This is a genomic window from Brenneria izadpanahii (assembly GCF_017569925.1).
Lineage (GTDB): Bacteria > Pseudomonadota > Gammaproteobacteria > Enterobacterales > Enterobacteriaceae > Brenneria > Brenneria izadpanahii.
Map to the genome: position 1 here is coordinate 898,001 of NZ_CP050854.1, position 26,898 is coordinate 924,898.

Genomic DNA, 26,898 nt, shown 5'->3' on the forward strand with positions numbered 1-26,898 from the left:
AAGGACAGGAGCCACTGTGGACGGCTCCTGTTGTCTGCCTGTTATTCGTCGACATATTCCAGCTTAGCGCGCTGTGTTAAACGCGTGATTAATTCATAAGCGCTAATGCCGGTATGCGCGGCGATCTTCTCGACGGGCAAGACATCGCCCCACAGGATCGCCCGATCGCCAACCTGATCCTGGGCGTCCGGCCCGAGATCGACCGTAATCATATCCATTGAAACCCGCCCGGCCAGCGGCACTTCGCGGCCGTTTATCCACACCGGCGTGCCGGCGGGAGCGCTGCGCGGATAGCCGTCGCCGTAACCGATAGCGACGACGCCCAGTCTGGTATCGCGCTCGCTGGTCCAGATGCCGCCATAGCCGACGGGTTGCCCCGCCTTATGCTCGCGTACGGCAATCAGGTGGGAAGTGAAGGTCATGGCCGGTTGTAAACCGAAATCGGCGGCGTACTCGCTATCCGTCGGCGATACGCCGTACAGCACGATGCCCGGACGAATTTGATCGCGGTGCGCCTGCGGCCACAGCAGAATGCCGCCCGATGCGGCGATGGATTGGGAGCCGGGTTTGCCTTGCGTGAAGGCGTCAAAACAGGCCAACTGGCGTTCCGTGGTGTCGACTTGAGGTTCGTCCGCGCGGCAAAAATGGCTCATCACGTTCACCGGTTGCACCACATTGTGGCATTGCGTCAGCCGCTGGTAGAAGGCTTCGGCGTGCTCCGGCAATACGCCGAGACGGTGCATGCCGGTATCGAGTTTCATCCATACGCGGATTGGATGCGGCAGATCGGCCTGTTCCAGCGCCGCGAGTTGTTCCACGCTGTGAACGGCCGTTTCAAGGTGGTGTTCGGCCAACAGCGGAAGGTCGTCGGCGGAGAAAAAACCTTCTAGCAACAGGATGGGTTTGCTGATGCCGGCCGCGCGTAGCTGCAGCGCTTCGGTGAGCCGGGCGACGCCGTAGCAGTCGGCGTGGCAAAAGGTGTGAGCAGATTCAATGAGTCCGTGGCCGTAGGCATTCGCTTTTACAACGGCAACCAGGCGGCACTGTGGGGCCAGTTCGCGGATCCGTTGCAAATTGTGACGCAAAGCGCGGCGATTAATGACGGCGGTTGCCGTTTTCATTCTGTGTCCTTAGCGCATGATACCCTTTATCTTTCAAGTCACCGGGCGTGTCGCCTGTCGGCATCTTGAAATGTACGGGGCATCTATCATCGTGCATTATTCATCATCGTATTGTGGTCCGGCGTAATTATCAAAGCGCGACCACTGCCCGTTAAAGGTCAGCCGAACGGTACCGATAGGACCGTTACGCTGCTTGCCTAAAATAATTTCAGCTATGCCTTTCATGTCGCTATTTTCATGATAAACCTCATCACGGTAGATAAACATAATCAGGTCGGCATCCTGTTCGATGGAACCGGATTCGCGCAGGTCGGAGTTAACCGGCCGTTTATCTGCGCGCTGTTCCAGACTTCGGTTAAGCTGGGACAACGCCACGACAGGGACTTGCAATTCTTTTGCCAATGCTTTGAGCGAGCGGGATATTTCGGCAATTTCCAGCGTACGGTTATCGGACAGCGACGGCACGCGCATCAATTGCAGATAGTCGATCATGATCAGACTCAGACCATCGTGCTCACGAAATACCCGGCGGGCGCGGGATCGAACCTCGGTGGGCGTCAGCCCGGAGGAGTCATCGATATACATATTGCGTTTTTCCAGCAGGATCCCCATGGTGCTGGAAATACGCGCCCAGTCTTCATCATCCAACTGGCCGGTACGAATACGGGTTTGATCCACGCGCGACAGCGACGCCAGCATACGCATCATGATCTGATTGCCGGGCATTTCCAGGCTGAAGATCAGCACCGGTTTATCCTGCATCATGGCGGCGTTTTCGCACAGGTTCATGGCGAAAGTGGTTTTACCCATTGAGGGCCGCGCCGCCACAATGATCAAATCCGATTTTTGCAGACCTGCGGTTTTCTTATCCAGATCCTGATAGCCGGTCGATACCCCGGTAACGCCGTCGTGCGGTTTTTGATAAAGCTGTTCGATACGGGAAACGGTATCTTCCAGAATACGATCGATACTTTTCGGGCCTTCGTCTTTGCTGGCGCGGTTTTCGGCGATCTGGAAAACGCGGGATTCAGCCAGATCGAGCAGATCTTCACTGCTGCGCCCCTGCGGATCGTAACCCGCATCGGCGATTTCGTTGGCGACGGAGATCATTTCGCGCACTACGGCGCGTTCCCGCACGATATCGGCATAGGCGCCGATATTGGCGGCGCTGGGGGTATTTTTAGCCAGTTCGGCCAGATAGGCGAAGCCGCCCGCCGACTCCAGGGAACCTTGCTGTTCAAGCGATTCGGACAGGGTGATCAGGTCGATCGGCCTGCTCATTTCCAGCAGACGTTGCATCTCGGTGAAAATAAGACGGTGGGCCCGATTGTAGAAATCATTGGCGACAACGCGCTCGGCAACGTTGTCCCAGCGTTCATTATCCAGCATCAGGCCGCCCAATACCGACTGTTCCGCTTCCAGCGAATGTGGCGGAAGTTTTAAACCTTCCATTTGGCGATCGCGGGGTTCGTTCGATTTATTGGTTGGTCTTTTTTCTGCCATGAAACGAGTTCTTTACCGGTTGATTTACGATTAAGGAAGGGGGCATTGTATATCTGAATGCAACGAATACGCACTATATACGCACCATATATGCACTACCATACCCACATGATGATATTAAAGATGGTTCATATGAGGAAATAAATGATATGGCAAAACGTATTCAGTTCAACAGCCACGGCGGTCCGGATGTTTTGCAATACGTCGATTTTACCCCGACCGATCCCGCCGCGGGCGAGGTTCAGATAGAGAATCGCGCAGTCGGCGTTAATTTCATCGATACCTATATCCGCAGCGGATTGTATCCGGTCGCGAGTTTTCCTTCCGGGTTGGGTACGGAAGCGGCCGGCGTGGTGACCAAAGTCGGCTCTGGCGCCGGGGTGATTAAGGTCGGCGATCGGGTGGTTTACGCTCAGTCGGGGTTGGGAGCCTACAGCGATATACATAACGTAGCGGAAGAGAGAGTCGCCATCCTGCCGAATGCCATTAGCTTTGAGCAGGCGGCGGCGTCTTTCCTGAAAGGGCTGACGGTGCACTACCTGCTGCGTCAGGTTTATGAAATCAAACCGAACGAAACCTTTTTGTTCCACGCCGCCGCGGGCGGAGTCGGGTTGATTGCCTGCCAGTGGGCGAAGGCGTTGGGCGCTAAACTGATTGGCACCGTTGGCTCTGATGAAAAAGCGCAGCGGGCAAAGCAGGCGGGCGCCTGGGAAACGATTAATTACCGCACGGAAAACATCGCCGGGCGGGTGGCCGAACTGACCGGCGGCGAGAAGGTTGCCGTCGTTTATGACTCGGTGGGTAAAGATACCTGGGAAGCGTCGCTGGATAGCTTGAAACGTCGTGGGCTGATGGTTAGCTTTGGCAATGCGTCTGGGCCGATAACCGGCGTGAATCTGGGCATACTGAACCAGAAAGGGTCGCTGTATGTTACCCGTCCGTCGCTGCATGGCTATGTTACTACCCGGAAGGAACTGGAACAGGCCAGCAATGCGCTGTTCTCCATGATTGCCAGCGGTGCGGTTACCGTTAACGTGCCGGACAGCCAGAAATTTGCGCTGGCGGATGCGCAGAGCGCGCATCGGGCATTGGAGAGCCGCCGCACCCAGGGATCCAGCCTGCTGATCCCCGGTTTGTAATCCGCCGCGTCCAACAAAGCAAAAGGCCTCCTGTCGGAGGCCTCAGACTGCTGACAAAGCCCCTAATATACCTCTGTCATCCTTCACGGCCCCAGCGCGGTCATTCCCGCAGTAGTAGGCGGGAATCTCCTGCTGAAACCGTAAACAGCCATTGGCTGATTCCCGCCTACGCGGGAATGACGGGTTTGGGAAGGTTTGTCATCAACCTCAGGCCTCCTGTCGGAGGCCTTTGCCGTGACGCTTATTTCATCAAGCTGCATGTAGGGTACAGCGGATATCGCATGGGGCGCCATTGTGCCGAGTGGCGATTATTTTATTTCCCAGACGATGATGAAATCTGTTTGCCTTGTTGTGTTGAACCGCCCGTTTTGCAGGCAATGACGATCTACACGCTATCTTTGCAAGGCAGATAAAAACGTGGCGTCATCCTAGCAGCCACGATGGTGAAAAAATATCTGCTGGCGCACAATTTTGCACTCTGCCTTGCAATTTTTGACGTCTCGCCCGATTGTTACCTGTAACGGCTCGTCATCCATTCTTTTGGGCTCACAATAACTGCTCAACATCTGTCTGATAAGGCTGATGTAACAACACCGGCGTGCTCTGGACGCTATCGGTCACCGGTTTGAGGTTACTGCCGGACAGGGCGCAGATGGGTAAGTTCAGTTGCAGAGCCGATGCCTGGATATGGTCAGCCCGCACCGCCGTTTTTTTTCAGATAGCAGAGAAGAACGGCAAAACAAAAACGGCTGGCGGGTTTGCGGTGAGCATTGATAAGAGCCAGATCACGTTCGCTGAAATATGCCATTCGGGTCAGCGTTAATTCATCGTCAGCTAATGCCAGTAATAATTCTCTTACCGACAGTGAAAGAATCTTCCCCTTGTTATAATAATTTTCCTCGTTAATTATTCGGCATGATATTTTTAATGGTAATGGTTATAGCGTAAGGGTACACTCTGTATAATAAATAGATTCCCATGTCCAAACTGATACTTTTTGCAACCTATGCAGAACTAGCATTGTTTCACGCGCTTGCAGCATATTCTTATTCAAACAACTTTTTCAAATTAATACTCTACAATTCCCCCTCCACGCCCCCCCCGCAAAAAATATCATTTCAAATAATATAAAAAAAAGGAATAAAATTATTTAAACTGAGTTTAATGCACCACAAAAATAAATACCCATAACTTAAATATGGTGTTACAAATAATTATGTCATTACCGCAATGACATTTGAGACTTAGTAACAAACAATCTTAGATAGGGATGTCATATGCTATTAGGTACTAGTTTTACCAAGCTTGCAGAGAACAACGTAGACTACTGGATGAAGCCCGATGCCACACTGAGTGCTAAGCAGGTAGAAGAGCAACTCATTAACCTCAAATGGAATGAAGATTCCAATTTACAGATTTATATCCACGTTCCTTTTTGCACTCAGAAATGTAGCTTTTGCGCGTTCTCTGGTGGTAATTCGCTGGCGTTTGAGGAAGCGCGGGACTATGCGAATCTGGTTATTACTCAACTAGACGATATTTACGAAAGAACCGGGCTCAAGAGCAAGAAGATTGACACTATTCACATTGGCGGAGGTAGCCCTGACCTGCTTAATGATCAGATTGGCCTAATTTTGCTGTATCTGGTTAATCTGCCTGGCTTTCATACCGAGACTGAAATAGCAGTGGAGTTTTCTCTTTACAGTGTGCGCCCTGAGTTTCTGGAAGCGCTAGGAAAATATCCTGTAACAAAGGCCTCCTTTGGAGTGCAGATTCTTAACCCGACAATCCGCAAATACATTAAGATGCCACAGCGTCTACGCAAGTTCGATGAGGTAAGTGCACAACTACGCAAAACGATTCCAGTTGTAAATGTGGATTTAATGACAGGCTTCCCAGAACAGTCACTTGATGATGTTATGAGCGATCTGGAATATTTCATTAACCATCCGTCGATTAACTGTATTAGTTCCTATCTTTTCAGTCAGGGATCGGCACCGGCATTCATAGCTGATGTTTTAGCTGGACACATCCCTACACCTCCCACAGAGGAACATCACGCTAATCTCCGATTACACACATTTTCAACGTTGCAGCGTCATGGCTGGCGACGTTACGGGACAAATACATACATTGATATTTCAGACGTACCTGTACAAGATCTGCAGAAAATCAAAGGCAATGAATGTTTGGGTGCTCATGCTTACAATGATTTCCTCATTGCGGTAGGGGCTTCTGCAGTCGGTTATTTTCCTGGCTTAAGGGTGGAAAATAAAACCAATCTTGACGACTGGATCAACGACGTTAAGCGAGGAAGATTGCCGTATGATCTCTTTAAGTGCTCACTGGATAAGCAAAAGGATATGGCTTTATGGGGTTTTCCTCTCAACTATCACGGTTTAAAAAAGTCGGTCTATGAAGACCTCGTGCGTGAGGGAATCATTGACCAGACACAGCAGGATGCTTTCAGAGACTTTATTTCACAAGGTCTGATACGTCTAGGTTCAGATGGTGTTTATAACCTCACAATCACCGGCGAAGTCTTTCAGGGGCATATAGTGAAGGGACTAAAGAAACAGCGTGATCAAAGCGTTATTTCTGAATACATTCAGGAAGGCCGCAAACTGGCAGAGTTGGCGGCAAGTGGCGTTATTACAGTTGAGAACGCGTTAAATAACCGGCAGCAAAGCATACTCAAAAAGACTGAGGAGTGAGACCATGCAAACCGGTCTGTTATTCACCTACTGCAGCACTATTTTTATAGCTTCGATGATTCCAGGCCCTTCTATGATGCTGGCTATGTGTGTAGGTCAGAAAAGAAATGGTTTTATGCTGGGGAACGTGGCCGCGTTAGGTAACGTTACAGCATCCGTGATTCAGGCTCTGATTTCACTTGCGGTGATCTACACCATTGGCGATGTGAGTGAGAATTTGATGAAGGTAATTAAAATTGCCGGTGCAGTTTATATCATCTATATCGGTGTAAGACTTTTTATGGCTAATGGAATTGATGGTGGTGACGTTGGTGATCAAAAAAGCAGAGTTATTTCCACATTCACTCAAGGCTTTATTTTTGCCATTGCTAACCCAAAGGCTATTGTGTTTTTTGTAGCATTCTTCCCATCTTTCATCGACGTCAAAATTTCGATACTTAGCCAAGCATTAGTTATTTTATTTCCTATTGCGGCAATTGCTTATGCGTGTTTTTTGAGTTATGTCCTGGCTGGCGGGCTTTTAAAGAAGATGTTTGCGAATAATGTCTATGTTAGCCGGTCTTTTGCTCTGGGTATCATATGCACCGGCGTTAGTATCTTTTTTCTGCGGTAGTACTGTCGGATAAGCACAGCCAGTTGTCTGACTGTGCTCTCCTAAGAACGGAGTGCGACTTTCACCGTACTCCGCTCAAACCTCTCAAAGGCATTTATTGTTACCCGGCAAGGCTTCTCATCACGCTGTTTTCACATATGGGCTTACCATGTTCCGTATATCTTGTGTGTCAGGTTAGCTGCCTACTGGAATGCGGAGGGCATATCGATCACGAGAAGATAGCCCCATAGTCTTCTAGCCACCCTCATTGCCTTTTGGCCACAGGGTGTTAACCACTTCCACTGCTTACCGGCCTGTCAGCGATAATAACGCACCGGTTTTTGCTGGAAATGACGCCACAGCCAAACAACCGCTACCGCCAGCAAGAGCCAGGGCAGTACTTTTATCGCTATGACGAACAGCCCTCCAACCAGCATGAAAACAGCGGCGATAAACAGAGCGGCAAGAACGCCTAACAGTGACACGCCGGTCACCATCAGCATGATAAAAAACCCGATAACGAAGAAAATCTCCAACATGGCGTGCTCCTGTGGTGGCTGGTATCTATTTTTATTGTGATAGATCGACAAACCGTGAGGACTATCCCGACGGTTGTCATACTTACCAAAGTCATTACAAGAAGCGTGCCAGATTTTATCGCCGATAACTGATTGATTTATCAGCGATGAGAAAAAGAGAGAACATGCAGGGTTGGTCAAAAAGACCAACTGTTGGCTTTTTTAAGCTGCGGAATGATTAACTAATGCCAGCGCTTGCGCCACCACGCGGGTATCCGCCCCAGGCTTATGGGCGTTTTCGCTTAGGTGACGACGCCACTGGCGCGCGCCGGGTACGCCCTGAAACAGACCGAGCATATGGCGGGTGATATGGCCGAGCGAGGCGCCAGCCGATAATTCGCGTTCGATATAGGGATACATCGCTTCGACGACGGCAACGAGCTGCGGATCGGCCGTGGACGAATCGAATAGCTCACGATCGACCTGCGCCAGAATACCGGGGTTTTGGTACGCCTCCCGCCCCATCATGACGCCATCCAGATGCTGCAGGTGCGTTTTGGCGTCCGCCAGCGTTTTCACGCCGCCGTTAATGGCGATGGTCAGCGCCGGGAAATCACGCTTCAGTTGATATACGCGCGGATAATCCAGCGGCGGAATCTCACGGTTTTCTTTGGGGCTCAGCCCGGACAGCCAGGCTTTACGGGCATGGACAATAAACGTGTCGCACCCGCCGCGTTCGGCAACGGTTTGGATAAATTCGCACAGAAATTCATAGCTGTCGCGATCGTCTATGCCAATGCGGGTTTTTACCGTCACCGGAATGGAGACCCGATCTTTCATCGCCTTGATGCAGTCCGCCACCAGGGGTGCCTCCCCCATCAGACAGGCGCCGAACCGGCCGTTCTGTACCCGATCGGACGGGCATCCGACGTTCAGGTTCACCTCGTCATAGCCGCGCTGTTCCGCCAACCGCGCGCAGCGCGCTAGCGCCTGGGGATCGCTGCCGCCCAACTGCAACGCCAGCGGGTGCTCTTCCTCGTTGTAGGCCAGATAGTCCCCTTTACCGTGAATAATGGCGCCGGTAGTGACCATCTCGGTGTACAGCAAGGTCTGGCTGGTTAGCTGGCGGAGAAAATAGCGGCAGTGCCGGTCTGTCCAGTCGAGCATCGGCGCAATGGAGAAACGTTGGAGGCGGTATTTCTGCGGATTATCAGTATTCATGCTTGTTTTGGCTGGTTTTTTCCGAGGTTATATCTTTGATGGTTCTGTCGAATTTTCGCTTTATCCACACCTTTGCATCGCTGCCATTGCATGGGATCGGAAAGGGAAAGACAATGTCGCCGCCTACTATAACATAGAGAAACGCTCGCGTGACGATGCGCCGTGCGGCCTGCGTCAGATGCCGGGATGGAAAAGGAACGATTTGAACCCACGGAACGATAACGCTTTGTTGCGCAAAGAGAGGTATCACGAGTGTATAATAGAATGTTCTCTATGGAAAAAACGTATATGGAATAGTCTGTTATGGCTATTTGGATATTCTTTTTTTCATCACGAGCGAAATAAGAACATGAAATAGCAGCCATAACGGTTTTTAACACGAAGTGACGCATTATTATAAGCTGCTGGCATATATTGGAAAAAACTGTTGATGAGGAAATAAAGGCGGTTAGGAGAAAATTAGTGATTTTACTTTTTTGTCCTCATCTTGATGTAATACTGACGATCGCTCTGGTTAATATTGAGCGATATTAAGCGGATATAGAATTAACCATGTTAAATAGAAAACTAAAGACATGAGGCAACCTTCTGTCTGCATGACTTTTCCTGACGCTTTTCTAACAAAATACTTATGAATTCTTTTTAAGATCTTTATCTAAAACTCTTTGAAAATAATGGCCGCAGTGCGGACAAATCATAATGATATTTTTACGAAATCTGCTTTGATTCTGTTCTGATGCCTGGGCGCATTTGGGGCAGGTGACTTCAATTGATGTGTCACGAAACATCTTGAGGCTATTGAAGATAAACATATGTTTTACCAGTAGATGCATGGGTAGTGATTATAGGCCATTTTTAGGGTAATAGCTCGTATTGGTTTATTTATTATTCGTTTTTGCGCGGAGAGTAAGGCGGCGGTAAAAATTTTTATCGCTGGCGAAATGTGGAAATAAAAATAAGTCTATGATGTGTTGGATAATTAAATGACGCGATAGAAAAATCCGGCGGCATAATTTTATTGACGTTATTAAATAGCCGAAAAATATCGCACGATAGCCAATATACGACTACGCTTAAACAGGTGTCTTTTATCACCAGGAAGCTTATTTTCACTAAGAAGGAACTATTTATGTCTATGTTCAAGAAAAGTCTTGTCGTTATTTTTTCCGCGTTACTCTTATCCGCCGTTGTTGGGTGCAATACCACGCGCGGCGTAGGGGAAGATGTTGAAGCGGGCGGGAATGCAATACAGCGCAGCGCGCAGTAAACGCGCTGCGTTTTCTGCGCCGGGAGCGAGCTATACCGCTCTCGCTAAAAGCCTCATGATTAATTTCACCGTAATAGTTTGATTTTTTGACTCTCACCGAGTTTGTTTGCTAATAAGCATGGTAATGCAATCACCATCCCCATTCTCCGAATGGCCGCGTAATATGCATATCCTCCACCGCGGGAGGAATACATGACTAAATCATTCAACCTCGGCCATCCGCCCAAATAGCCAAAAGAAAAGACGGACAGGGTTAAGCTAACCCTGGCTGCAATACCTGCCGTAAGCGCTCGGGAATATTTTCCGCATACTGTTGCAACTGTTCGATAAAGGTATCAACCAGCGCGGAGGCCGGGCGGTGCAGCGGACGAATCAGGCTGACGGTAAAGGGCACATCGATGCTGAAAGGGCGTACCACAACGCCGGAAGCGGCGTAGTCCAGCGCGGTCAACGGATTGACAATCGAGATGCCCACGCCCGCGCGCACCATGGCGCAGACCGACGCCGCGCTGTGCGTCTCCACTACCATCTGGCGGGAAACGCCTTCCTCCCTAAACAGCTTATCCAATAGTTGGCGATAGCCGTCGGCGCTCGACAGGCTGATAAAAGGTTCAGCGGCGAAATCGGCGGGGGAAAGCGTCGTTTTCGCCGCCAGAGGATGGCGGGCGGGAAGGACGCACACTTCGTTGAGCATCATCAGGGTCTGACGCTCCGTACCCGCGGGCGTCGCGCTATTTTCGGTCAGCCCCAGATCGTGGCGTTGGGCGGACAGCCACTCCTCCAACAGCGGCGACTCCTGCGGAATAATGTGCAGGTTGAGCGACGGATAGCGGGCCAGCAGCGGTTTGCACACGTCCGGCAGCAGCGACTGCGAGAATACCGGCAGACAGGCGATAGAGAGCTGAGCCTGCTGAAAACGGCGGATATCCGCGGCGGCGTTGACGATCCTGTCCAATCCGTAATAAGAGCGTTGGACTTCTTCAAACAGCTGCAAACCCTGAGCGGTGGGATAAAGCCGCCCGCGCAGGCGTTCAAACAGCGTCATCTGTATCAGCTTTTCAAACCGCGCCAGTTCGCGGCTGACCGTTGGCTGCGAGGTGTTCAGCAGCGCCGCGGCTTCTGTCAGATTGCCGGTAGTCATCACCGCATGGAAAATTTCAATATGCCGTAGGGATATTGCCGCCACGTTACCTCCCTCACCAAGATGCCTCAAGCTATATCATAAATGAATAGAGTCCGCTTAAAACGATATTTGTTTACCAGATAAGAAAATATTACCTTGGCATTCATTTACACGCTTTGGCAAAACACATTCACGGCCGCCGCCTAATGCTCCCTGTCATCCCCGCCGGCATGGCAATGACGGGAGAACGGCCTGACTACGGATGCTCAGCACGGCATCTGCGCAGGCGGGGAGCCGTGAATGACGTTATTTTGTCAACAGCGTTATTCCCGAAGGAAACACGATGCCACACGATCTGAATGACGCCTCTCATGCGCTGAATGCGCAAAATCTGCGCGAGTTACCCGCTCGTTTCGGCTGCCCGGTCTGGGCTTATGATGCGCAAACCATTATTGATAACATCGCCAAACTGCGCCGGTTCGATACCATCCGTTTTGCGCAGAAATCCTGCTCCAATACGCATATTCTGCGCCTGATGCGTCAACAGGGGGTCAAAGTGGATTCCGTGTCGCTGGGGGAAATCGAGCGGGCGCTGGCGGCGGGGTTCGAGCCGGGAACCGACGAGCATCAGATCGTCTTTACCGCCGATCTGTTGGATCGCCCGACGCTACAGCGGGTAACGGAGCTTAATATCCCGGTTAACGCCGGATCGGTGGATATGCTGGAGCAGCTTGGAAAACAGTCTCCGGGACATCCGGTGTGGCTGCGCGTGAATCCCGGCTTTGGCCACGGCCACAGCCAGAAAACCAATACCGGCGGCGAGAACAGCAAGCACGGCATCTGGTATGGCGATTTGCCGCAGGCGTTGGCGCAAATTCAACGTTATCAGTTGAAGCTGGTGGGCATTCATATGCATATCGGTTCCGGGGTGGATTACGACCATCTGGCTCAGGTCTGTGAGGCGATGGTGCGGCAGGCGATTGCGCTGGGCCACGATATCGAGGCGATTTCCGCCGGCGGCGGCCTGTCTATTCCTTACCGCGACGGCGAAGAGGCGATCGATACCGAACACTACTATGGTTTGTGGAATCAGGCGCGGGAAAGAATTGCGGCCCATCTTGGGCATCTGGTCACGCTGGAAATCGAGCCCGGCCGTTTTCTGGTGGCCGAGTCGGGTGTGCTGGTGGCCGAAGTGCGGGCGGTGAAGGATATGGGCAGCCGTCACTTTGTGCTGGTGGATGCCGGTTTTAACGATCTGATGCGTCCGGCGATGTACGGCAGCTATCACCATATTTCGCTGCTGCCGGGCGACAACCGCGATATCCGTCATGCGCCGCTGCGCGACAGCGTAATCGCCGGGCCGTTGTGCGAATCGGGCGATGTTTTCACCCAGCAGGCGGGGGGCGGCGTTGAAACGATCGCGCTGCCGCAAGCGCAAGTGGGCGATTATCTGGTGTTCCACGATACCGGCGCTTACGGCGCTTCCATGTCATCCAACTACAATAGCCGTCCGCTGTTGCCGGAAGTACTGTTTGAGCAGGGGCAACCGCGTTTGATCCGCCGCCGCCAGACCCTGGAAGAGCTGTTGGCGCTGGAACAGGTTTAACCATAGCGCGGCAAACCGGCGCACCCTAACGTTCACCTGTTTGCCGCAGTGATGATCACCCCGAAAAAGGCGCAAGGATGAACATCTTTCACGATGTTTTCCGTATGGCATGAACAATCTTCTCAATGATGACAACGAATACCAGCGCCACAACACTATTAACGGTCAGTGCCGTTATCAGCAACGCGAAGTCGTAATCACTGCCAGTGCATTGAATGGATAATCCCCGGCACATCCGATCAATGGACATAAGAATGCTATCGGCCGTTGGGAATAGCTGAGTGGTCTATGAATGAACATTCCGCGCGGTTGGTAAACGGCATGTCGCCACTGAAAACCTCAAAAGCGCCGATGCCTGGGCATTGTAGATAAAGCTTCTTCCTGTCGGTTGAAATCTGGTCGAGATCGAGTAAACAATTGATCATAATTCCCTTTCCTTACGCTATCCATCTAATTTTAAACCGGATATCACTCTTTTAGCCCGATCTTGTCTCAGAAATGCGCGGTTATCGCCATTTTTTACCGTTGCAGATGTGCGTCTCTCTTATTGACTAGGCCGAGATATTCCCGCCCTGAACCTGCATGTTGATATCCAATTGGCCGCCGGTGGTCAAGGTTAAACTCCGACCGGCGAGGGTTGCCGTACGATTGAGTATTCGTGCGGCTTTGAGTGCGTCTGCCTCGCTGGCGAAAGTAACTTGGGAATCATAAAATTTAATTAACTGTTACCATGTGGTGAAGTGCAATACAGAAAGTGAAACCGTAGTTTTTTCTAGTTTGAAATGACAGCGTAAGTGTGAGTTTATTTCATAATCAAGGCTATTAATTATAGGCCTACCCATTATTCGATTCCTTTTCATATCCATTGAAGCCAATAAAATGCGGGCTATCATACTGGTGAAAAAATATTATGTAATTATCTAAACAATTAACTATTTTTTATGATAAGTCTTGTTTGCGGATGAAGAATGCCACGCTAATCTTCTTGCCGTAGTTGCGTTATGCGCGTGTGGCGATGACGGCGAAGAACAAGAGAAAGCTATATCGGCGGCGGCCTAAAATATCCGGCATTTTCGACACGGTTATATCATCAAAAGCTGTAATGCATATCATTAGCGCCGCTTTATTACATGGCGCCGAAGATATTTACAGTTGGTTTCATTTAGAGCAGAACTCTTTCGATTAGGGGCTGGTTTCTTTCGTCCGGCATCTTTAGAGTATCAAGTCCCAGAGGTATTGATTGGTGATATATCAATGTGCTCTGTACATTGAAGCATTTGATTACACCAACCTACGCGGATGCGTAGGTTTTTTTTTGCCTCTTTTTTTATTTTACGGGCCGTCTGGCTCGTCACTTCACTTTCTTCGCTTTGGGTATTGATTCGCCGGGGAGTTTACGGATTTCGCCGTTGTTTAATTTTTAACCAAACATTACTTGCATCACAAATAGAAAAGAAACTCGTTTATTCCCTTAGCGCCTAATTGACCGTTTAAATAGCCGGTGCTAATTTCTTCCTATGCATAAGGCTTGTTACCGTTCGGCGGGCAAAACTTAAGTGCGGATACTCAACGTATGTATTACATGACTGTATTACATACCCGTTAGGTCTGTATTTTAGTTTTGCCCGTTTTTTATTTAAGGGGACAAGGGTGATGAAGATAAGGCAGATCCTGAATAATAATGTCGTCAGCGTTTTGGACGAGCAGGGGCAGGAGCTGATCTTAACCGGTTGCGGGCTGGGCTTTAATTCAAAAAGCGGCCAGCAGGTGGACGAATCACGCATTGAGAAAATATTTCGTTTACAGGACAACGCCATTTCCGCGCGTTTTAAGGATCTGGTCGATCAGGTATCGCTGGAAGTATTACAGATCACCGACGACATCGTCGAGATGGCGAAAGCCCAGTTGCAACAAAAACTTAGCGAGGGCATCTATGTCACTTTGGCCGACCATCTTAACTTCGCGCTGCAGTGTCAACAGAACGGCGTCACAATCCAGAATCCGCTGCAGTGGGAAGTTCGCCATTTTTATAAAGACGAGTACGCGGTAGCTGAAAAAGCGTTGGAACTGGTGTTTGAACAGCTTCAAGTGGTATTGCCGGAGTCCGAAGCGTGCAGTATTGCGCTGCATATCGTCAATGCTGAATTGAATGACAATATCGGTAATATAAAACAGATTACCCAGCTGATTTATCAGGTACAGAATATCGTTAAATATTATTTCCGTGTTTCGCTGGATGAATCCGGTTCTAATTATCAGCGTTTTATTACCCATGTTAAATTTTTTGCCCAGCGGGTGATTGACGGCGCAACGCTGGAAAATGATGATGGCGATTTATTTAATATGGTGCAACAGCGTTATCAAAAAACATTAGGCTGCGTTGAGTATATCAGCGCTTTTATCAATAAAAATTATCAACACAACATGAGCAATTCGGAGAAACTCTATCTGACCATACATATTGATAATATGATCCATAGTTTACACCATTCCAAATAGGCTTGTTACTGTTAAATCAGGCAAACCCCAGAGGAAACAAAGCGCCGCGGTAAATACTACCGTGCGGTTGTTGATGAAATCTTGCGATTTCTTTCTGGAAAGAGGAATAACCATGAATTATCAGGACTCGGCAAAACGGATCGCTGAATTAGTGGGCGGAGAAAAAAATATTCAGCACGTTTTCCATTGTATTACCCGCTTACGTTTTCAGTTACGGGATATGGCTCAGGCCGATAAAGCCGCGCTGCAACAGCTTGACGGGGTTATCGGCGTTAATATTGCCGGCGATCAGTTTCAGGTGATTATTGGCAATGAGGTCGCGGATGTTTATCGCGCTATTATTCAACGCTATCCCGCATTGTCTCAGAAAACGGATAATCCGCAGCAAGGGGAAAAACGTAATCTGATTTCCACCATGCTGGAGTCGCTATCCAGCATCTTTTCACCGATTATTCCGGCGATTGCCGGCGCCGGGATTCTAAAAGGGGTGCTGTCGCTGTTTATCGCGTTGCAGTGGGTATCGCCGACCAATCAAACCTATTTGATCCTCTCCGCCATCAGCGACGGCGTGTTCTTTTTCATTCCGCTGGTGCTGGCATTCAGCGCGGCCAATAAACTGGGTTGTAATCCGTATGTGGCGGTAGCGCTGGCCGCCACGTTGTTTCACCCTACGCTGCTGAAACTGTTCCAGCAGGGCGGTCCGGTTGCATTTATCGGGCTGCCGGTGTCGCCGGTGTCCTATTCGTCGTCGGTGATCCCGATTCTGCTGGCGGTGTGGCTGATGTCATACGTTGAGCGCGCCATCGACCGAGTTATGCCGGGCATGCTCAAGACGATGTTTGTCCCGCTGTTTACGCTGCTGATCGTCGCGCCGATTATGCTGATAGCGATTGGACCTCTGGGGATCTTTGCCGGTAACTATCTGTCGACCGGGGTAGTTTGGCTGGTGGAAAACATGGGACTGCTGGCCGGGTTGATTCTGGGCGGCACGCTTTCCCTGATTATTATCACCGGTATGCACTATGTGCTGATCCCTATCGTGATTAATAACATCAGCAAGATGGGATTCGATCCGTTAAAAATCATCTTTTATGTCGCCAATCTGGGGCAGGCCGGGGCGGCGTTCGGCGTGTTCCTGCGCTCGCGGAACAAAAAGGTGAAATCCCTGGCGTTATCCACCAGTCTCACGGCGGCGATGGGGATCACCGAACCCGCCATGTACGGCATCAATATCCGCTTCAAACGGCCGTTCGCCGCCGCGTTAATCGGCGGCGCCTGCGGCGGCGCTTTCGCCATGTTCTTCGGGGTGAAAACCTATGCCTATGCATTGAGCGGCCTGCCGGGATTGCCCGCGCTGGTCGGCCCCACTTTCCTGTATGCGCTGGCGAGCCTGGCTATCTCCTTTACCACCGCGGCGATCGCCACCTGTCTGCTGGGGTTTGAAGATCCGGCCGAGCAGTCGGAGCCGGATCTGCCGGCAAGCGCTGAAGCGCCAACGGTATTGGCCGGCAAACCGGTGCTGGCGGGGCAAACCGTCGGCAGCGTAAAACCTTTGCTGCTCAGCCAGCGCGAAGAACGGCTCTTTGCGCCGATAGACGGGCGAATGGTGTCCCTCGATCACTTAAGCGATCCGATCTTCGCCGACGAGATGTTCGGCAAGGGCATCGCGGTTTATCCCGCCAACGGCGAACTGGTATCGCCGGTTAACGGGCGGGTGGAATCGGTGTTTGAAACCGGTCACGCCCTGGCGCTGAAAAGCGATACCGGCGCGGAAATACTGATTCACATCGGCATTGATACCGTAAAACTCGGCGGGCGGCACTTCACCCGCCATATTCAGCCGGGGCAGATGGTGGAAGTGGGCGATCCGCTGGTGAGTTTCGATCTGCCGGCGCTGCTGGAGGAGGGCATCGATCCCAGCGTGATTGTGGTCGTCACCAACACCGAATGTTATGGCGAGGTCAGCTCGCTGGTCGAGGGCGACGTCCATTCACGCGAAGCATTTCTGAAACTGACCGCCGCAGCGGCATAAGGGCGACAACATGACCTTTTCAAAGCAATTTCCTGATGATTTTCTCTGGGGCGGAGCAACGGCGGCCAACCAATTGGAAGGCGCCTGGAATGTAGGCGGCAAGGGGCTTTCCGTTTCCGATGTCTACACCTTTGACAGCAGAACGCCCAAAGAACGCTGGCTCGATCAGTGGTTATTCATGACCCGCCGCCAGGTGGCGGAGGCGCAGGATCCCAATAGCGCGAAATATTATCCCAAGCGCAAAGGCATCGACTTTTATCACCGCTATAAAGAGGACATCGCGCTGTTCGCCGAAATGGGCTTCAAGTGTTTCCGCATGTCGATCGCCTGGACGCGCATCTTTCCGCGCGGCGATGAAACCGAGCCGAACGAGGCGGGGCTGGCGTTTTATGACGATGTGCTGGATACCTTGCTGGCGCACAACATTCAGCCGATCGTCTCCCTGTCTCACTATGAAATGCCGCTGTGCCTGGTGACGGAATACGGCGGCTGGCCGAACCGTAAGCTGGTGGATTTCTACGTGCGCTTCGCCGCCACGGTATTCGAACGTTATCGGCATAAGGTGAAATACTGGATGACGTTTAACGAGATCAACTGCGTGAAGCATCACCCTTATGTCAGCGTGGGCGTGATTGAGGAGGACCATCCCCATCTGGAGCAGGACAAATATCAGGGCGCGCACCACCAGTTCGTCGCCAGCGCGCTGGCCACCAAAGCCTGTCACCGGATTATTCCCGGCTCCCAGGTGGGCTGCATGATCAGCTATCAGATGCTGTATCCCCACACCTGTCACCCGGACGATCTGCAAGCCTGTGAAGAGCAGCAGCGGGTATCGCTGTTTTTCAGCGACGTGCAGGCGCGCGGCTACTACCCGGCCTATACCGATCGCATGCTGGCGGAAAAGGGCGTGACGCTGAACAAAGAGCAGGGCGATGACGAGATCCTGCGCCAGTATCCGGTCGATTTCGTGTCATTCAGCTACTACATGTCCAGCACCGTCAGCGCGCGCCCGGAAGCGCTGGAGGGCGTCACCGGCAACTTAATCACCGGCGGCATCCGCAATCCCTATCTGCCCAGCAGCCAGTGGGGCTGGCAGATCGACCCGAAAGGGCTGCGTCTGGCGCTGAATCAGCTCTACGACCGTTATCAGAAGCCGCTGTTTATCGCGGAGAACGGGCTGGGCGCCGTCGATACCGTCAATCCCGACGGCAGCATCGACGACGATTACCGCATTGACTACCTGCGCCAGCACATTGAACAGATGAAAGAGGCGCTGGGCGATGGCGTCAAACTGTTCGGCTACACCTGGTGGGGGCCGATTGACGTGGTCAGCGCGGGAACGGCGCAGATTTCGAAGCGCTACGGCTTTATCTATGTCGATCAGGATGATGACGGCAACGGCACCCAGCGCCGTTCGCGCAAGAAGAGTTTTCACTGGTATCAGCGGGTTATCGCCTCCAACGGCGAACAACTGGCGGATTGAAAAAATAGGCGCGCGGCGGGCTGACAACACCTGCCCGCCGCCTCAATGCTGAATGTGATGATGAGGTATTCGTATGGCAAGTTTTCCGCATGATTTTTTGTGGGGTGGGGCGATAGCGGCCAATCAGGCCGAGGGAGCATGGAATGAAGACGGCAAGGGGCCGTCCATCGCCGATGTGGTGCGCGGCGGCGTAATCGCCGGACAAGCGGATGAAGCGATCGATCCGAACCTGTACTACGCCAGCCATCAGGCGATCGATTTTTATCATCGCTACAAGCAGGATGTGGCGCTGTTCGCCGAAATGGGTTTCAAGTGTTTTCGCACCTCGATCGCCTGGTCGCGCATCTTCCCGCAGGGGGATGAGGCCGAGCCGAATGAAGCGGGTCTCCGCTTCTACGACGACCTGTTCGACGAACTGCTGAAATACGGCATCCAGCCGGTGATCACGCTGTCGCACTATGAAACGCCGCTGGCGCTGGCGACGCGCTACGGCGGCTGGGAAAGCCGCAAGCTGGTGGCGTTTTTCAGCCGCTACTGCGAAACAGTATTCCGCCGCTACCGGCATAAGGTGAAATACTGGATGACCTTCAACGAACTGAACAATATGAACCGCATGTCGTTCGCCACCGGCGCGGTACGGCCGACGCAGGATCGGTTATTGCAGGCGGTTTATCAGGCCAACCATCATATGTTCGTGGCTAACGCCATCGCCAATAAGCTATGCCACGAGATCATTCCTGACGCGAAGATTGGCTGCATGCTGTCGCTGAGCACCGTTTATCCTTATCGCTGTCATCCGGATGATGTATTCGAAACCTATCAACTGCGCCGCCGCTCGCTGTTTTACGCCGACGTGATGATGCGCGGGGGCTATCCGGCGTACAGCCAGCGTATGTGGCGCGACTATGATATTCAACTGACGATGGAGCCGGGCGATCTGGAACTGCTGGCGGCCTATCCGTCCGACTATCTGGGTTTCAGCTACTATCGCAGCGCTACGCACAAAGCGGGCGAACTGGTGCTGTCGGATACCGGCGGCATCACCGGGCTGGAAAATCCCTATCTGGAGAAAACCGCGTGGGGCTGGCCGATCGACGCCAAAGGGCTACGGCTGGTGTGCAATGAGCTGGCGGATCGTTATCAGAAGCCGCTGTTTATCGTGGAAAACGGCTACGGCGGCGCGGATACTCCGGCGGCGGACGGCACTATTGAGGATGACGAGCGCATCAGCTACGGCCGCCGGCATCTTCAGGAAGTGGCGGAGGCGATTGCCGATGGCTGCGATATTATGGGCTACACCTGGTGGGGGCCGATCGATATCGTCAGCGCCGGCACCGGGGAGATGAAGAAACGTTACGGCTTTATCTATGTCGATAAAGACAACGACGGCAACGGCACGCTGGCGCGTTCGAAGAAAAAGAGCTTTGACTGGTATAAGCAAGTCATCGCCTCTAACGGTAAGTTGCTTTGACGCCTGGCGTCAGACATTGAAAGGACGTCATCCCCGCTCAGATCTGTCTTTTAGTCACAATTGTTTATGTGGGTGTAGAGACAGTTTCGTGCGCCAGAAGACTGCCATTTTCATGCCACCTCGTAGCACGCGCCCGACATAGGGGGCCCAAACGCCGGCCCCCTATGAACCCCGGCTTCCGGCTAAATTATGCCGCTGCGCGGTGCCTTCGTCGGTATCAGGCTTAACGGACCGCTTGCGACACGTTCCCGACGTGGCGCAAGCTTTCGCCGCGTCCGTGCGGCTCATCCTAAGCCTGCTATCTCCTCAGCATAATTTTTTACGCCGGGTAACGGTCAATCCCGCCAGCGCGGATAAACCCCCTTACCCCAGAACCTGTTTTTCCGTCAGAAAATCAATAAATACCCGTACTTTCGGCAACATATGGCGGCTGCTCGGCCACACGACGGAAAACTTGCCGCCTTCTTTCAGGTAAGAAGACAGTACGGATACCAGTTGGCCGGCGTCCAGATAGCGGCGCACGATAAATTCCGGCACATAGGCAATCCCCAGCCCTTGCAGCGTAGCCTGCAACAATGACTCCAGATTATTGCTGCTGAGCGCCAGCGGCAGCGCTATCGGCGCATCGCTGCGGATATCCCATTCCTGCCACTGGCCGTTCGAGGGAAAGCGGTAACGCAGGCAGGCATGATGCTGCAAGTCCGCCGGGGTATGCGGCCGCGGGTTGAGGGCGAAATACGCCGGACTGCCGACAATCGCAAAGCGAAACGGTCCAAGACGGCGCGACATCAGTTGTGAACTGACCAGTTCGCCGCTGCGGATCGCAATATCAAAGCCTTCGTCAATCACATCGACCATGCGGTCGCTGAAATCAAAATCCAGCTCTACGCCGGGGTAACGCCGCCGGAATTCCGGCAGGTGCGGCAGCAGCATACGATAGCCAATCGCCGGCGCGGTGATGCGTAATTTACCGCGCGGCACGGCGGATATTCGCACCAGTTCCTGCTCGGCTTCCTCCACCTGCGCCACAATGTGCTGACAGCGTTCGAAGAACAACTGGCCCTCGTCGGTCAGGCTGATGCGCCGGGTGCTGCGATTGAACAAACGTACGTTGAGCTTTTCCTCCAGCCGCGCCACGCTTTTGCCGACCGCCGAGGCGGAAATGCCCATTCGTTCGGCCGCAGCGGCAAAGCTGTGGCTTTGGGCCGCTCGCACAAACGCCAGTAATCCATTGAGATTATCCATGGTTCTTTCTCTGTCTATTAGAGCGTTTTAGTCCTTAATCATCGGACATTAAGCCTGTTTCCGCCATATTGCCGACATTTTATCATTTTTAGCTCATGTTATTTATTCAGGGAAAAGCCTATGCAACCTTCATCCACTTATCCGGCGGGCAGTCTTCGCGTCCTGATAACCGTGTGTCTGGCCGGTCTGATCCTGCCAATCAACTTCGTCAGCGGCGCCGTCGCCACGCCGGCTATCGCTCATGAGCTAGGCGGCAGCGCACAGGCGCTAAGCTGGATCACCAATGCCTTTATGCTCAGCTTTGGCTGCTTCCTGATGGCCGCCGGTACGCTGGCCGATGAATTCGGCAGAAAAAGGGTGTTTATCAGCGGCGTGGCGCTGTTCGCCCTGCTGTCTTTATTGCAGGCTTTCAGCAACAGTCTGTTGTGGATCGACCTCCTGCGTGCGGCTCAGGGCGTTGCCGCCGCCGCCGCTCTGGCCGGCGGATCCGCGGCGCTGGCGCAGGAGTTCGAGGGCCATGCGCGAACCCGCGCTTTTAGTCTGCTCGGTGGCAGCTTTGGCATCGGACTGGCGTTCGGCCCCTTGCTTGCCGGCGTTTTGATCGCCCATTTTGGCTGGCGCGCGGTATTCTTCACCGCCACGCTGATTGCCGCGCTTTCTCTGCTGACCGGCGCCGCGAAAATGCGGGAAACGCGCAACCCGCAGGCGTCGGGGATCGACTGGCCGGGAACCCTCTCGTTTACCGCGATGCTGGCGCTGCTAACCTGGGCGCTGATGGCGATCCCCCAACAGGGGTTGCGGAGCGTGATGGTGCTGTCGCTGCTGGCGGGATCCGCCTTATTACTGGGCGTGTTTATCCAGGTGGAACGGCGCGTGGCCCATCCGATGCTGGATCTCTCGCTGTTCCGCTTTTCGCGTTTTATCGGCGTGCAGGCGCTGCCGCTGGCGACGGGCTTTTGTTTTGTGGTGTTGCTGGTGCTGTTGCCGATGCTGTTTATCGGCGTCGCCGGATTGAGCGAAGCGCGCGCCGGGCTAATGATGATGGCGTTATCGCTGCCGATGCTGATTGTCCCCTTGCTGGCCGCCTGGCTAACGCGCTGGGTATCGCCCGGAACCCTGTGTACCGCCGGGCTGGCGATCGCGGCGCTAGGGCTTGGCTGGCTGAGCCTGGCGGTGAAGGCGTGGAACGTGCCGGGAATGATTGCGCCGATGCTGGTTATCGGCATAGGCACCGGACTGCCGTGGGGATTGATGGACGGGCTATCGGTCAGCGTGGTGCCGACATCGCGGGCCGGTATGGCGACCGGGATTTTCAGCACCACTCGCGTGGCGGGGGAAGGGATTGCGCTGGCGATGGTGGGCGCGATCCTGGCTTCCTTTACCCATACGGCGCTGGCGGCACGTTTCGTCAGCGGCGATATCAGCCAGGCGGCGCAGCGTCTGGCGACGGGCGACATGCTACAGACGCAGCGCCTGTTGCCGCAGGCCGGTACGGCGCAGCTTCAGCAACTTTACGCCGCCGCCCTGCATCCCTTGCTGTTATGTCTGATGGCGATCACGCTGCTGTCCGCGCTGGTGGTGTTTTTCTCGCTACGCGGGCGTGAACCCCGTCCAGAGACCTCGGCGTCATGTCAAAAGGATCCGTCGCCCTAGCCAGTCCAGAAACCCCGTCCTGCTGCGGCAAACCGGTTTCTCCGGCCTGCCGCACGCCTGCGTGTCGCTATCTGTCGCATCAGGCTCCGTTCTTTCATAATTCCATTCCGGCGCTGGAAAATACGAACTATCCTAATAAGTTACGATATCGGACGCCATATTCGGTTATTCTGGCGATAAGCAGACCCCTATAGTATTTTGAACGCAGATATTCATCGGGCTATTAGGAGAAAGCATGATTTATACCCTGTTGCGTTGGGTGCTCAGGCGACTGTACCGCATACGGATTGAAGGCGACGGTCGTAATTTTCAGCAGTCTAAACTGCTGATTACCCCTAACCACGTATCCTTTCTGGACGGCGCGCTGCTGGCGCTGTTTCTACCGATCAAACCGGTATTTGCGGTTTATTCCACGATTACCGATCGCTGGTTTATGCGCTGGCTGAAGCCCTACATTGATTTTGTGCCGTTGGACCCGACCAAACCGCTTGCCATCAAGGGATTGATCAAGGTGATTGAGAGCGGCCGCCCGGTGGTGGTGTTCCCGGAAGGCCGTATCACCGTGACCGGTTCGCTGATGAAAATCTATAGCGGCGCCGCGTTTGTAGCGGCGAAATCCGGCGCGACCATTATTCCCGTGCGGCTGGACGGCGCGGAATTCACCCCGTTCGGGCGTCTGGCCGGCGTCTTTAAGCGCCGCTGGTTTCCGCAGATCACCATAAAATATCTGCCGCCCGCCACGCTGCCGATGCCGGAAGCCAACAGCGCCAGGGAGCGCCGCATTCTGGCGGGAGAGCATCTGCATCAGATCATGATGCACGCCCGTATGGCGAGCCGCCCGCAACACACGCTGTATCAGGCCTTTCTGGCCGCGCAGACCCGCTACGGTCGCCGTTCCGGCTCTATTTCGGATATTTCGTTTAAAGAGGACAGCTATCAGGGATTACTGAAAAAGTCGCTGGGCGTATCGCGCATCTTGCAGCGCTTTACCTGCGAGGGGGAGCACGTCGGCATGCTATTGCCGAACGCCACGATTACGGCGGCGGCGATCTTGGGGGCGTCATTGCGTAACCGGGTGCCGGCGATGCTGAACTACACCGCCGGGGCGAAAGGGTTGCAAAGCGCCATGAAAGCCGCCGCGATTAGAACCATTGTGACGTCCCGCCAGTTTCTGGAAAAGGGCAAGCTGACCGAGTTGCCGAAGCAGGTCAGCGATGCCAACTGGGTCTATCTGGAAGATTTGAAAGATACCGTCACGCTGGCCGATAAGCTGTGGATCCTGTTTCATCTGCTGTTCCCCGCCCAGGCCATGCTGGCGCAGCGGCCTGACGACGCGGCGATGATTCTGTTTACTTCCGGTTCCGAAGGGAGTCCGAAAGGCGTGGTGCATTCCCATGACAGTCTGCTGGCGAACGTTGAACAAATCCGTACCGTGGCGGATTTCACGCCGCGCGACCGTTTCATGTCGGCGCTGCCGCTGTTTCATGCCTTTGGTTTGACCGTGGGGTTGCTGACGCCGCTGATGACCGGCGCACGGGTGTTCCTGTATCCCAGTCCGCTGCATTACCGCATCGTACCGGAGCTGGTGTACGACCAGAACTGCACCGTGCTGTTCGGCACCTCCACTTTTCTGGGGCACTACGCGCGCTTTGCCCATCCGTATGACTTCGCCCGCCTGCGCTACGTGGTGGCCGGAGCGGAAAAACTGTCGGAGGGCACGCGTCAAATCTGGCAGGACAAATTCGGCATTCGCATTTTGGAAGGCTATGGCGTCACGGAGTGCGCGCCGGTGGTGGCGATTAACGTGCCGATGGCGGCGAAAATCCATACCGTCGGACAATTGCTGCCGGAGATGGAATCGCGGCTGATGACGGTGCCGGGCATTGAGCGCGGCGGACGTTTGCAACTGCGCGGGCCGAATATCATGAAAGGCTATCTGCGCGTTGAGCGTCCCGGCGTGCTGGAAACGCCGGCGGCGGAAAATGAGCAGGGCGAGCTACAGGCCGGCTGGTACGATACCGGCGATATTGTCGAACTGGATGAAAAAGGCTTCTGTACCATCATCGGCCGGGTAAAACGCTTCGCCAAACTGGCCGGCGAGATGGTGTCGCTGGAGAGCGTCGAACAACTGGCGCTAAGCGTGTCGCCGCAGGCGCAGCACGCCGCCAGCGCCAGGAGCGACAGCAGTAAAGGGGAAGCGCTGGTGCTGTTTACCACCGATAGCCAGTTAACCCGCGATCGCCTGTCCGCTCAGGCGCGCAGCAGCGGCGTGCCTGAACTGGCGGTGCCGCGCGATATCCGCTATGTGAAAGCATTACCGTTACTCGGCAGCGGCAAACCCGATTTTGTCACGCTGCGCGAGATGGCCGAACAACCGGAGCAGGTAGAATGAATCAGACGCCACAACCTGAAACGCGGCTGCTGTCGCGCGGCATGAACGCCGTCATCATCGCGCAGTTTTTTTCCGCGTTTGGCGACAACGCGCTGTTATTCGCCACGCTGGCGCTGATCAAAGTGTTGGTCTATCCCGACTGGAGCCAGCCGTTTCTGCAAATGGGCTTCGTGGCCGCTTACATCATTCTGGCGCCGTTTGTCGGCCAGGTGGCGGATAGTTACGCCAAAGGCCGGGTGATGATGTTTGCCAACGGCCTGAAGTTACTGGGGGCGCTGGTTATCTTTATCGGCGGTAATCCGTTTCTGGGTTATACGCTGGTGGGCGTGGGGGCGGCGGCCTATTCGCCGGCCAAATACGGCATTCTGGGGGAGATCACCCACGGCGGCCAGTTGGTGAAAGCCAACGGTCTGATGGAGGCCTCGACCATTGCCGCGATCCTCACCGGATCGGTGGCGGGGGGCGTGCTGGCGGACTGGAACCTGAACGCGGCGCTGGCCATCTGCGCGGTGGCCTACGGCATCGCGCTGGGATCGAACATGCTGATCCCCCGCTTGAAGGCGGCGCGTCCCGGTCAGTCCTGGAGACCGGCCCGCATGACGCGCAGTTTCTTTTCGTCCTGCCGGGTGCTATGGCGCGATGGCGAAACCCGCTTTTCGCTGCTCGGCACCAGTATGTTCTGGGGAGCCGGGGTAACGCTGCGCTTTCTGCTGGTGCTGTGGGTGCCGCTGGCGCTGGGCATAACCGATAACGCCACCCCGACGTTGCTCAATGCGATGGTGGCGGTGGGGATCGTGTTGGGCGCCGGCGCCGCCGCCAAACTGGTGACGCTGAAAAACGTGCGGCGCTGTTTGCCCGCCGGCGTGCTGATCGGCGTGGCGGTGGTGATTTTTACCCTTCAGCACAATCTGATCGGCGCCTATGCGCTGCTGGTTTTGCTTGGCGCGCTGGGCGGTTTTTTCATCGTGCCGCTGAATGCGCTGTTGCAGGATCGGGGCAAGGAGAGCGTCGGCGCGGGCAATGCCATCGCCGTGCAGAATCTGGGGGAGAACGCGGCGATGCTGCTGATGCTGGGGCTCTATTCGCTGGTGGTGAAACTCGGCGTATCGGTTATCGCTATCGGTATTGGCTTCGGCGCATTATTCGCGTTCGCCATCGGACTATTGTGGCTATGGCTGATTTTCGCCAACCGCCGGGCGCGTTTATAAACACGCATGCCGCGGCGCGTTGCTTAAGCGAACGGCATAAGCCGCGACTTTGATGACAAGCCTCCCGGTTCTAACCTCACCCCAACCCTCCCCTTGCCAGGGGAGGGAGCA

At 53.8% G+C, this 26,898-nt stretch carries 20 protein-coding genes and 1 pseudogene; 12 read left to right on the forward strand and 9 right to left on the reverse strand.

The genetic code is table 11. The annotated features are described in order from the left end of the window. Positions 1 to 41: 41 nt before the first annotated feature. Together alr and dnaB are read right to left on the reverse strand one after the other, a co-directional pair. Positions 42 to 1,121, reverse strand: coding sequence for an alanine racemase (alr, locus tag HC231_RS03950; protein ID WP_208229822.1), 1,080 nt, complete (start codon positions 1,119 to 1,121; stop codon positions 42 to 44). 96 nt (positions 1,122 to 1,217) lie between these two features. Then, positions 1,218 to 2,624 carry a replicative DNA helicase gene (dnaB, locus tag HC231_RS03955; protein ID WP_048637554.1) on the reverse strand — a complete coding sequence of 469 codons (1,407 nt, stop codon included), beginning with the start codon at positions 2,622 to 2,624 and terminating at the stop codon, positions 1,218 to 1,220. Positions 2,625 to 2,773: 149 nt separating this feature from the next. On the opposite strand from dnaB, the gene HC231_RS03960 reads away from it, so the two are divergent. Next, on the forward strand, positions 2,774 to 3,763 hold the full coding sequence (locus tag HC231_RS03960; RefSeq protein ID WP_208229823.1) for a quinone oxidoreductase: 990 nt from the start codon (positions 2,774 to 2,776) through the stop codon (positions 3,761 to 3,763). 546 nt (positions 3,764 to 4,309) lie between these two features. Here the strand turns inward: HC231_RS03960 and HC231_RS24310 are convergent. Both HC231_RS24310 and HC231_RS03970 read right to left on the reverse strand, forming a co-directional pair. Continuing rightward, on the reverse strand, positions 4,310 to 4,465 hold the full coding sequence (locus HC231_RS24310) for a hypothetical protein (protein WP_183092097.1): 156 nt from the start codon (positions 4,463 to 4,465) through the stop codon (positions 4,310 to 4,312). Further along, positions 4,461 to 4,670, reverse strand: a pseudogene (locus HC231_RS03970) (DUF4158 domain-containing protein); the annotation flags it as partial. The pseudogene HC231_RS03970 and the gene HC231_RS24310, both read right to left, overlap by 5 nt. A 370-nt stretch (positions 4,671 to 5,040) precedes the next feature. Here HC231_RS03970 and HC231_RS03975 point away from each other — a divergent pair. Both HC231_RS03975 and HC231_RS03980 read left to right on the forward strand, forming a co-directional pair. Then, the gene (locus HC231_RS03975; protein WP_208229824.1) at positions 5,041 to 6,477 is read left to right on the forward strand and encodes a radical SAM protein; all 1,437 of its coding nucleotides are present in this window, start codon (positions 5,041 to 5,043) and stop codon (positions 6,475 to 6,477) included. Between the two features lie 4 nt (positions 6,478 to 6,481). Then, the gene (locus tag HC231_RS03980; protein ID WP_095835646.1) at positions 6,482 to 7,090 is read left to right on the forward strand and encodes a LysE family translocator; all 609 of its coding nucleotides are present in this window, start codon (positions 6,482 to 6,484) and stop codon (positions 7,088 to 7,090) included. A gap of 296 nt (positions 7,091 to 7,386) precedes the next feature. On the opposite strand, the gene pspG is transcribed toward HC231_RS03980, so the two are convergent. The 3 genes from pspG to HC231_RS23825 all read right to left on the reverse strand — a co-directional run bounded on the left by pspG (position 7,387) and on the right by HC231_RS23825 (position 9,641). Then, positions 7,387 to 7,608: an envelope stress response protein PspG gene (pspG, locus tag HC231_RS03985; protein WP_208229825.1), complete on the reverse strand. Its 222-nt coding sequence runs from the start codon at positions 7,606 to 7,608 to the stop codon at positions 7,387 to 7,389. A 201-nt stretch (positions 7,609 to 7,809) separates the two neighbouring features. Beyond that, positions 7,810 to 8,808 (reverse strand): tRNA dihydrouridine(20/20a) synthase DusA, encoded by a 999-nt coding sequence (gene dusA / locus HC231_RS03990; protein WP_208229826.1) that lies wholly within the window; start codon positions 8,806 to 8,808, stop codon positions 7,810 to 7,812. 629 nt (positions 8,809 to 9,437) lie between these two features. After that, positions 9,438 to 9,641 (reverse strand): YnfU family zinc-binding protein, encoded by a 204-nt coding sequence (locus HC231_RS23825; RefSeq protein WP_343073012.1) that lies wholly within the window; start codon positions 9,639 to 9,641, stop codon positions 9,438 to 9,440. Between the two features lie 302 nt (positions 9,642 to 9,943). Between HC231_RS23825 and HC231_RS03995 the strand changes: the two genes are divergently transcribed. Next, positions 9,944 to 10,075, forward strand: a complete 132-nt coding sequence (locus tag HC231_RS03995) for an entericidin A/B family lipoprotein (RefSeq protein WP_121589180.1) — start codon at positions 9,944 to 9,946, stop codon at positions 10,073 to 10,075. A 253-nt stretch (positions 10,076 to 10,328) separates the two neighbouring features. Here the strand turns inward: HC231_RS03995 and HC231_RS04000 are convergent, their stop codons facing one another. Further along, positions 10,329 to 11,261, reverse strand: a complete 933-nt coding sequence (locus HC231_RS04000; RefSeq protein WP_208229827.1) for a LysR family transcriptional regulator — start codon at positions 11,259 to 11,261, stop codon at positions 10,329 to 10,331. A gap of 280 nt (positions 11,262 to 11,541) precedes the next feature. On the opposite strand from HC231_RS04000, the gene lysA reads away from it, so the two are divergent. The 5 genes from lysA to HC231_RS04025 all read left to right on the forward strand — a co-directional run bounded on the left by lysA (position 11,542) and on the right by HC231_RS04025 (position 20,289). Further along, positions 11,542 to 12,804 (forward strand): diaminopimelate decarboxylase, encoded by a 1,263-nt coding sequence (lysA, locus tag HC231_RS04005; RefSeq protein ID WP_208229828.1) that lies wholly within the window; start codon positions 11,542 to 11,544, stop codon positions 12,802 to 12,804. A gap of 1,653 nt (positions 12,805 to 14,457) precedes the next feature. Then, on the forward strand, positions 14,458 to 15,303 hold the full coding sequence (gene licT / locus HC231_RS04010) for a BglG family transcription antiterminator LicT (protein ID WP_208229829.1): 846 nt from the start codon (positions 14,458 to 14,460) through the stop codon (positions 15,301 to 15,303). A gap of 112 nt (positions 15,304 to 15,415) precedes the next feature. Next, positions 15,416 to 17,335: a beta-glucoside-specific PTS transporter subunit IIABC gene (locus HC231_RS04015; protein ID WP_208229830.1), complete on the forward strand. Its 1,920-nt coding sequence runs from the start codon at positions 15,416 to 15,418 to the stop codon at positions 17,333 to 17,335. Positions 17,336 to 17,345: 10 nt separating this feature from the next. Beyond that, positions 17,346 to 18,818: a glycoside hydrolase family 1 protein gene (locus tag HC231_RS04020; protein ID WP_208229831.1), complete on the forward strand. Its 1,473-nt coding sequence runs from the start codon at positions 17,346 to 17,348 to the stop codon at positions 18,816 to 18,818. Positions 18,819 to 18,891: 73 nt separating this feature from the next. Next, a complete protein-coding gene (locus HC231_RS04025) occupies positions 18,892 to 20,289 on the forward strand; it encodes a glycoside hydrolase family 1 protein (RefSeq protein WP_208229832.1) in 1,398 nt (465 codons plus the stop codon). Positions 20,290 to 20,652: 363 nt separating this feature from the next. Here HC231_RS04025 and HC231_RS04030 read toward each other — a convergent pair whose 3' ends face one another. Next, on the reverse strand, positions 20,653 to 21,534 hold the full coding sequence (locus HC231_RS04030) for a LysR family transcriptional regulator (protein WP_208229833.1): 882 nt from the start codon (positions 21,532 to 21,534) through the stop codon (positions 20,653 to 20,655). Between the two features lie 120 nt (positions 21,535 to 21,654). Here HC231_RS04030 and HC231_RS04035 point away from each other — a divergent pair, with 120 nt between their 5' ends. The 3 genes from HC231_RS04035 (at position 21,655) to lplT (ending at position 26,787) form a co-directional block, all read left to right on the forward strand. Further along, on the forward strand, positions 21,655 to 23,187 hold the full coding sequence (locus HC231_RS04035; protein WP_208229834.1) for an MFS transporter: 1,533 nt from the start codon (positions 21,655 to 21,657) through the stop codon (positions 23,185 to 23,187). A 235-nt stretch (positions 23,188 to 23,422) separates the two neighbouring features. Then, the gene (aas, locus tag HC231_RS04040; protein ID WP_208229835.1) at positions 23,423 to 25,579 is read left to right on the forward strand and encodes a bifunctional acyl-ACP--phospholipid O-acyltransferase/long-chain-fatty-acid--ACP ligase; all 2,157 of its coding nucleotides are present in this window, start codon (positions 23,423 to 23,425) and stop codon (positions 25,577 to 25,579) included. Continuing rightward, positions 25,576 to 26,787: a lysophospholipid transporter LplT gene (gene lplT / locus HC231_RS04045; RefSeq protein WP_208229836.1), complete on the forward strand. Its 1,212-nt coding sequence runs from the start codon at positions 25,576 to 25,578 to the stop codon at positions 26,785 to 26,787. The genes aas and lplT overlap by 4 nt, the downstream gene beginning before the upstream one ends. The last annotated feature ends 111 nt before the right edge of the window (positions 26,788 to 26,898 follow it).

Excerpts from the sequence above, each read along its gene's own strand:
- lysA (WP_208229828.1), top strand. The coding sequence starts at position 11,542 with ATGCCACACGATCTGAATGACGCCTCTCATGCGCTGAATGCGCAAAAT.
- dusA (WP_208229826.1), bottom strand. The coding sequence starts at position 8,808 with ATGAATACTGATAATCCGCAGAAATACCGCCTCCAACGTTTCTCCATT.
- dnaB (WP_048637554.1), bottom strand. The coding sequence starts at position 2,624 with ATGGCAGAAAAAAGACCAACCAATAAATCGAACGAACCCCGCGATCGC.
- HC231_RS03980 (WP_095835646.1), top strand. The coding sequence starts at position 6,482 with ATGCAAACCGGTCTGTTATTCACCTACTGCAGCACTATTTTTATAGCT.
- HC231_RS23825 (WP_343073012.1), bottom strand. The coding sequence starts at position 9,641 with ATGCATCTACTGGTAAAACATATGTTTATCTTCAATAGCCTCAAGATG.
- HC231_RS03975 (WP_208229824.1), top strand. The coding sequence starts at position 5,041 with ATGCTATTAGGTACTAGTTTTACCAAGCTTGCAGAGAACAACGTAGAC.
- HC231_RS04025 (WP_208229832.1), top strand. The coding sequence starts at position 18,892 with ATGGCAAGTTTTCCGCATGATTTTTTGTGGGGTGGGGCGATAGCGGCC.
- HC231_RS03995 (WP_121589180.1), top strand. The coding sequence starts at position 9,944 with ATGTTCAAGAAAAGTCTTGTCGTTATTTTTTCCGCGTTACTCTTATCC.
- HC231_RS04035 (WP_208229834.1), top strand. The coding sequence starts at position 21,655 with ATGCAACCTTCATCCACTTATCCGGCGGGCAGTCTTCGCGTCCTGATA.
- HC231_RS04020 (WP_208229831.1), top strand. The coding sequence starts at position 17,346 with ATGACCTTTTCAAAGCAATTTCCTGATGATTTTCTCTGGGGCGGAGCA.
- HC231_RS04030 (WP_208229833.1), bottom strand. The coding sequence starts at position 21,534 with ATGGATAATCTCAATGGATTACTGGCGTTTGTGCGAGCGGCCCAAAGC.
- lplT (WP_208229836.1), top strand. The coding sequence starts at position 25,576 with ATGAATCAGACGCCACAACCTGAAACGCGGCTGCTGTCGCGCGGCATG.
- alr (WP_208229822.1), bottom strand. The coding sequence starts at position 1,121 with ATGAAAACGGCAACCGCCGTCATTAATCGCCGCGCTTTGCGTCACAAT.
- pspG (WP_208229825.1), bottom strand. The coding sequence starts at position 7,608 with ATGTTGGAGATTTTCTTCGTTATCGGGTTTTTTATCATGCTGATGGTG.
- licT (WP_208229829.1), top strand. The coding sequence starts at position 14,458 with ATGAAGATAAGGCAGATCCTGAATAATAATGTCGTCAGCGTTTTGGAC.
- aas (WP_208229835.1), top strand. The coding sequence starts at position 23,423 with ATGATTTATACCCTGTTGCGTTGGGTGCTCAGGCGACTGTACCGCATA.
- HC231_RS04015 (WP_208229830.1), top strand. The coding sequence starts at position 15,416 with ATGAATTATCAGGACTCGGCAAAACGGATCGCTGAATTAGTGGGCGGA.
- HC231_RS03960 (WP_208229823.1), top strand. The coding sequence starts at position 2,774 with ATGGCAAAACGTATTCAGTTCAACAGCCACGGCGGTCCGGATGTTTTG.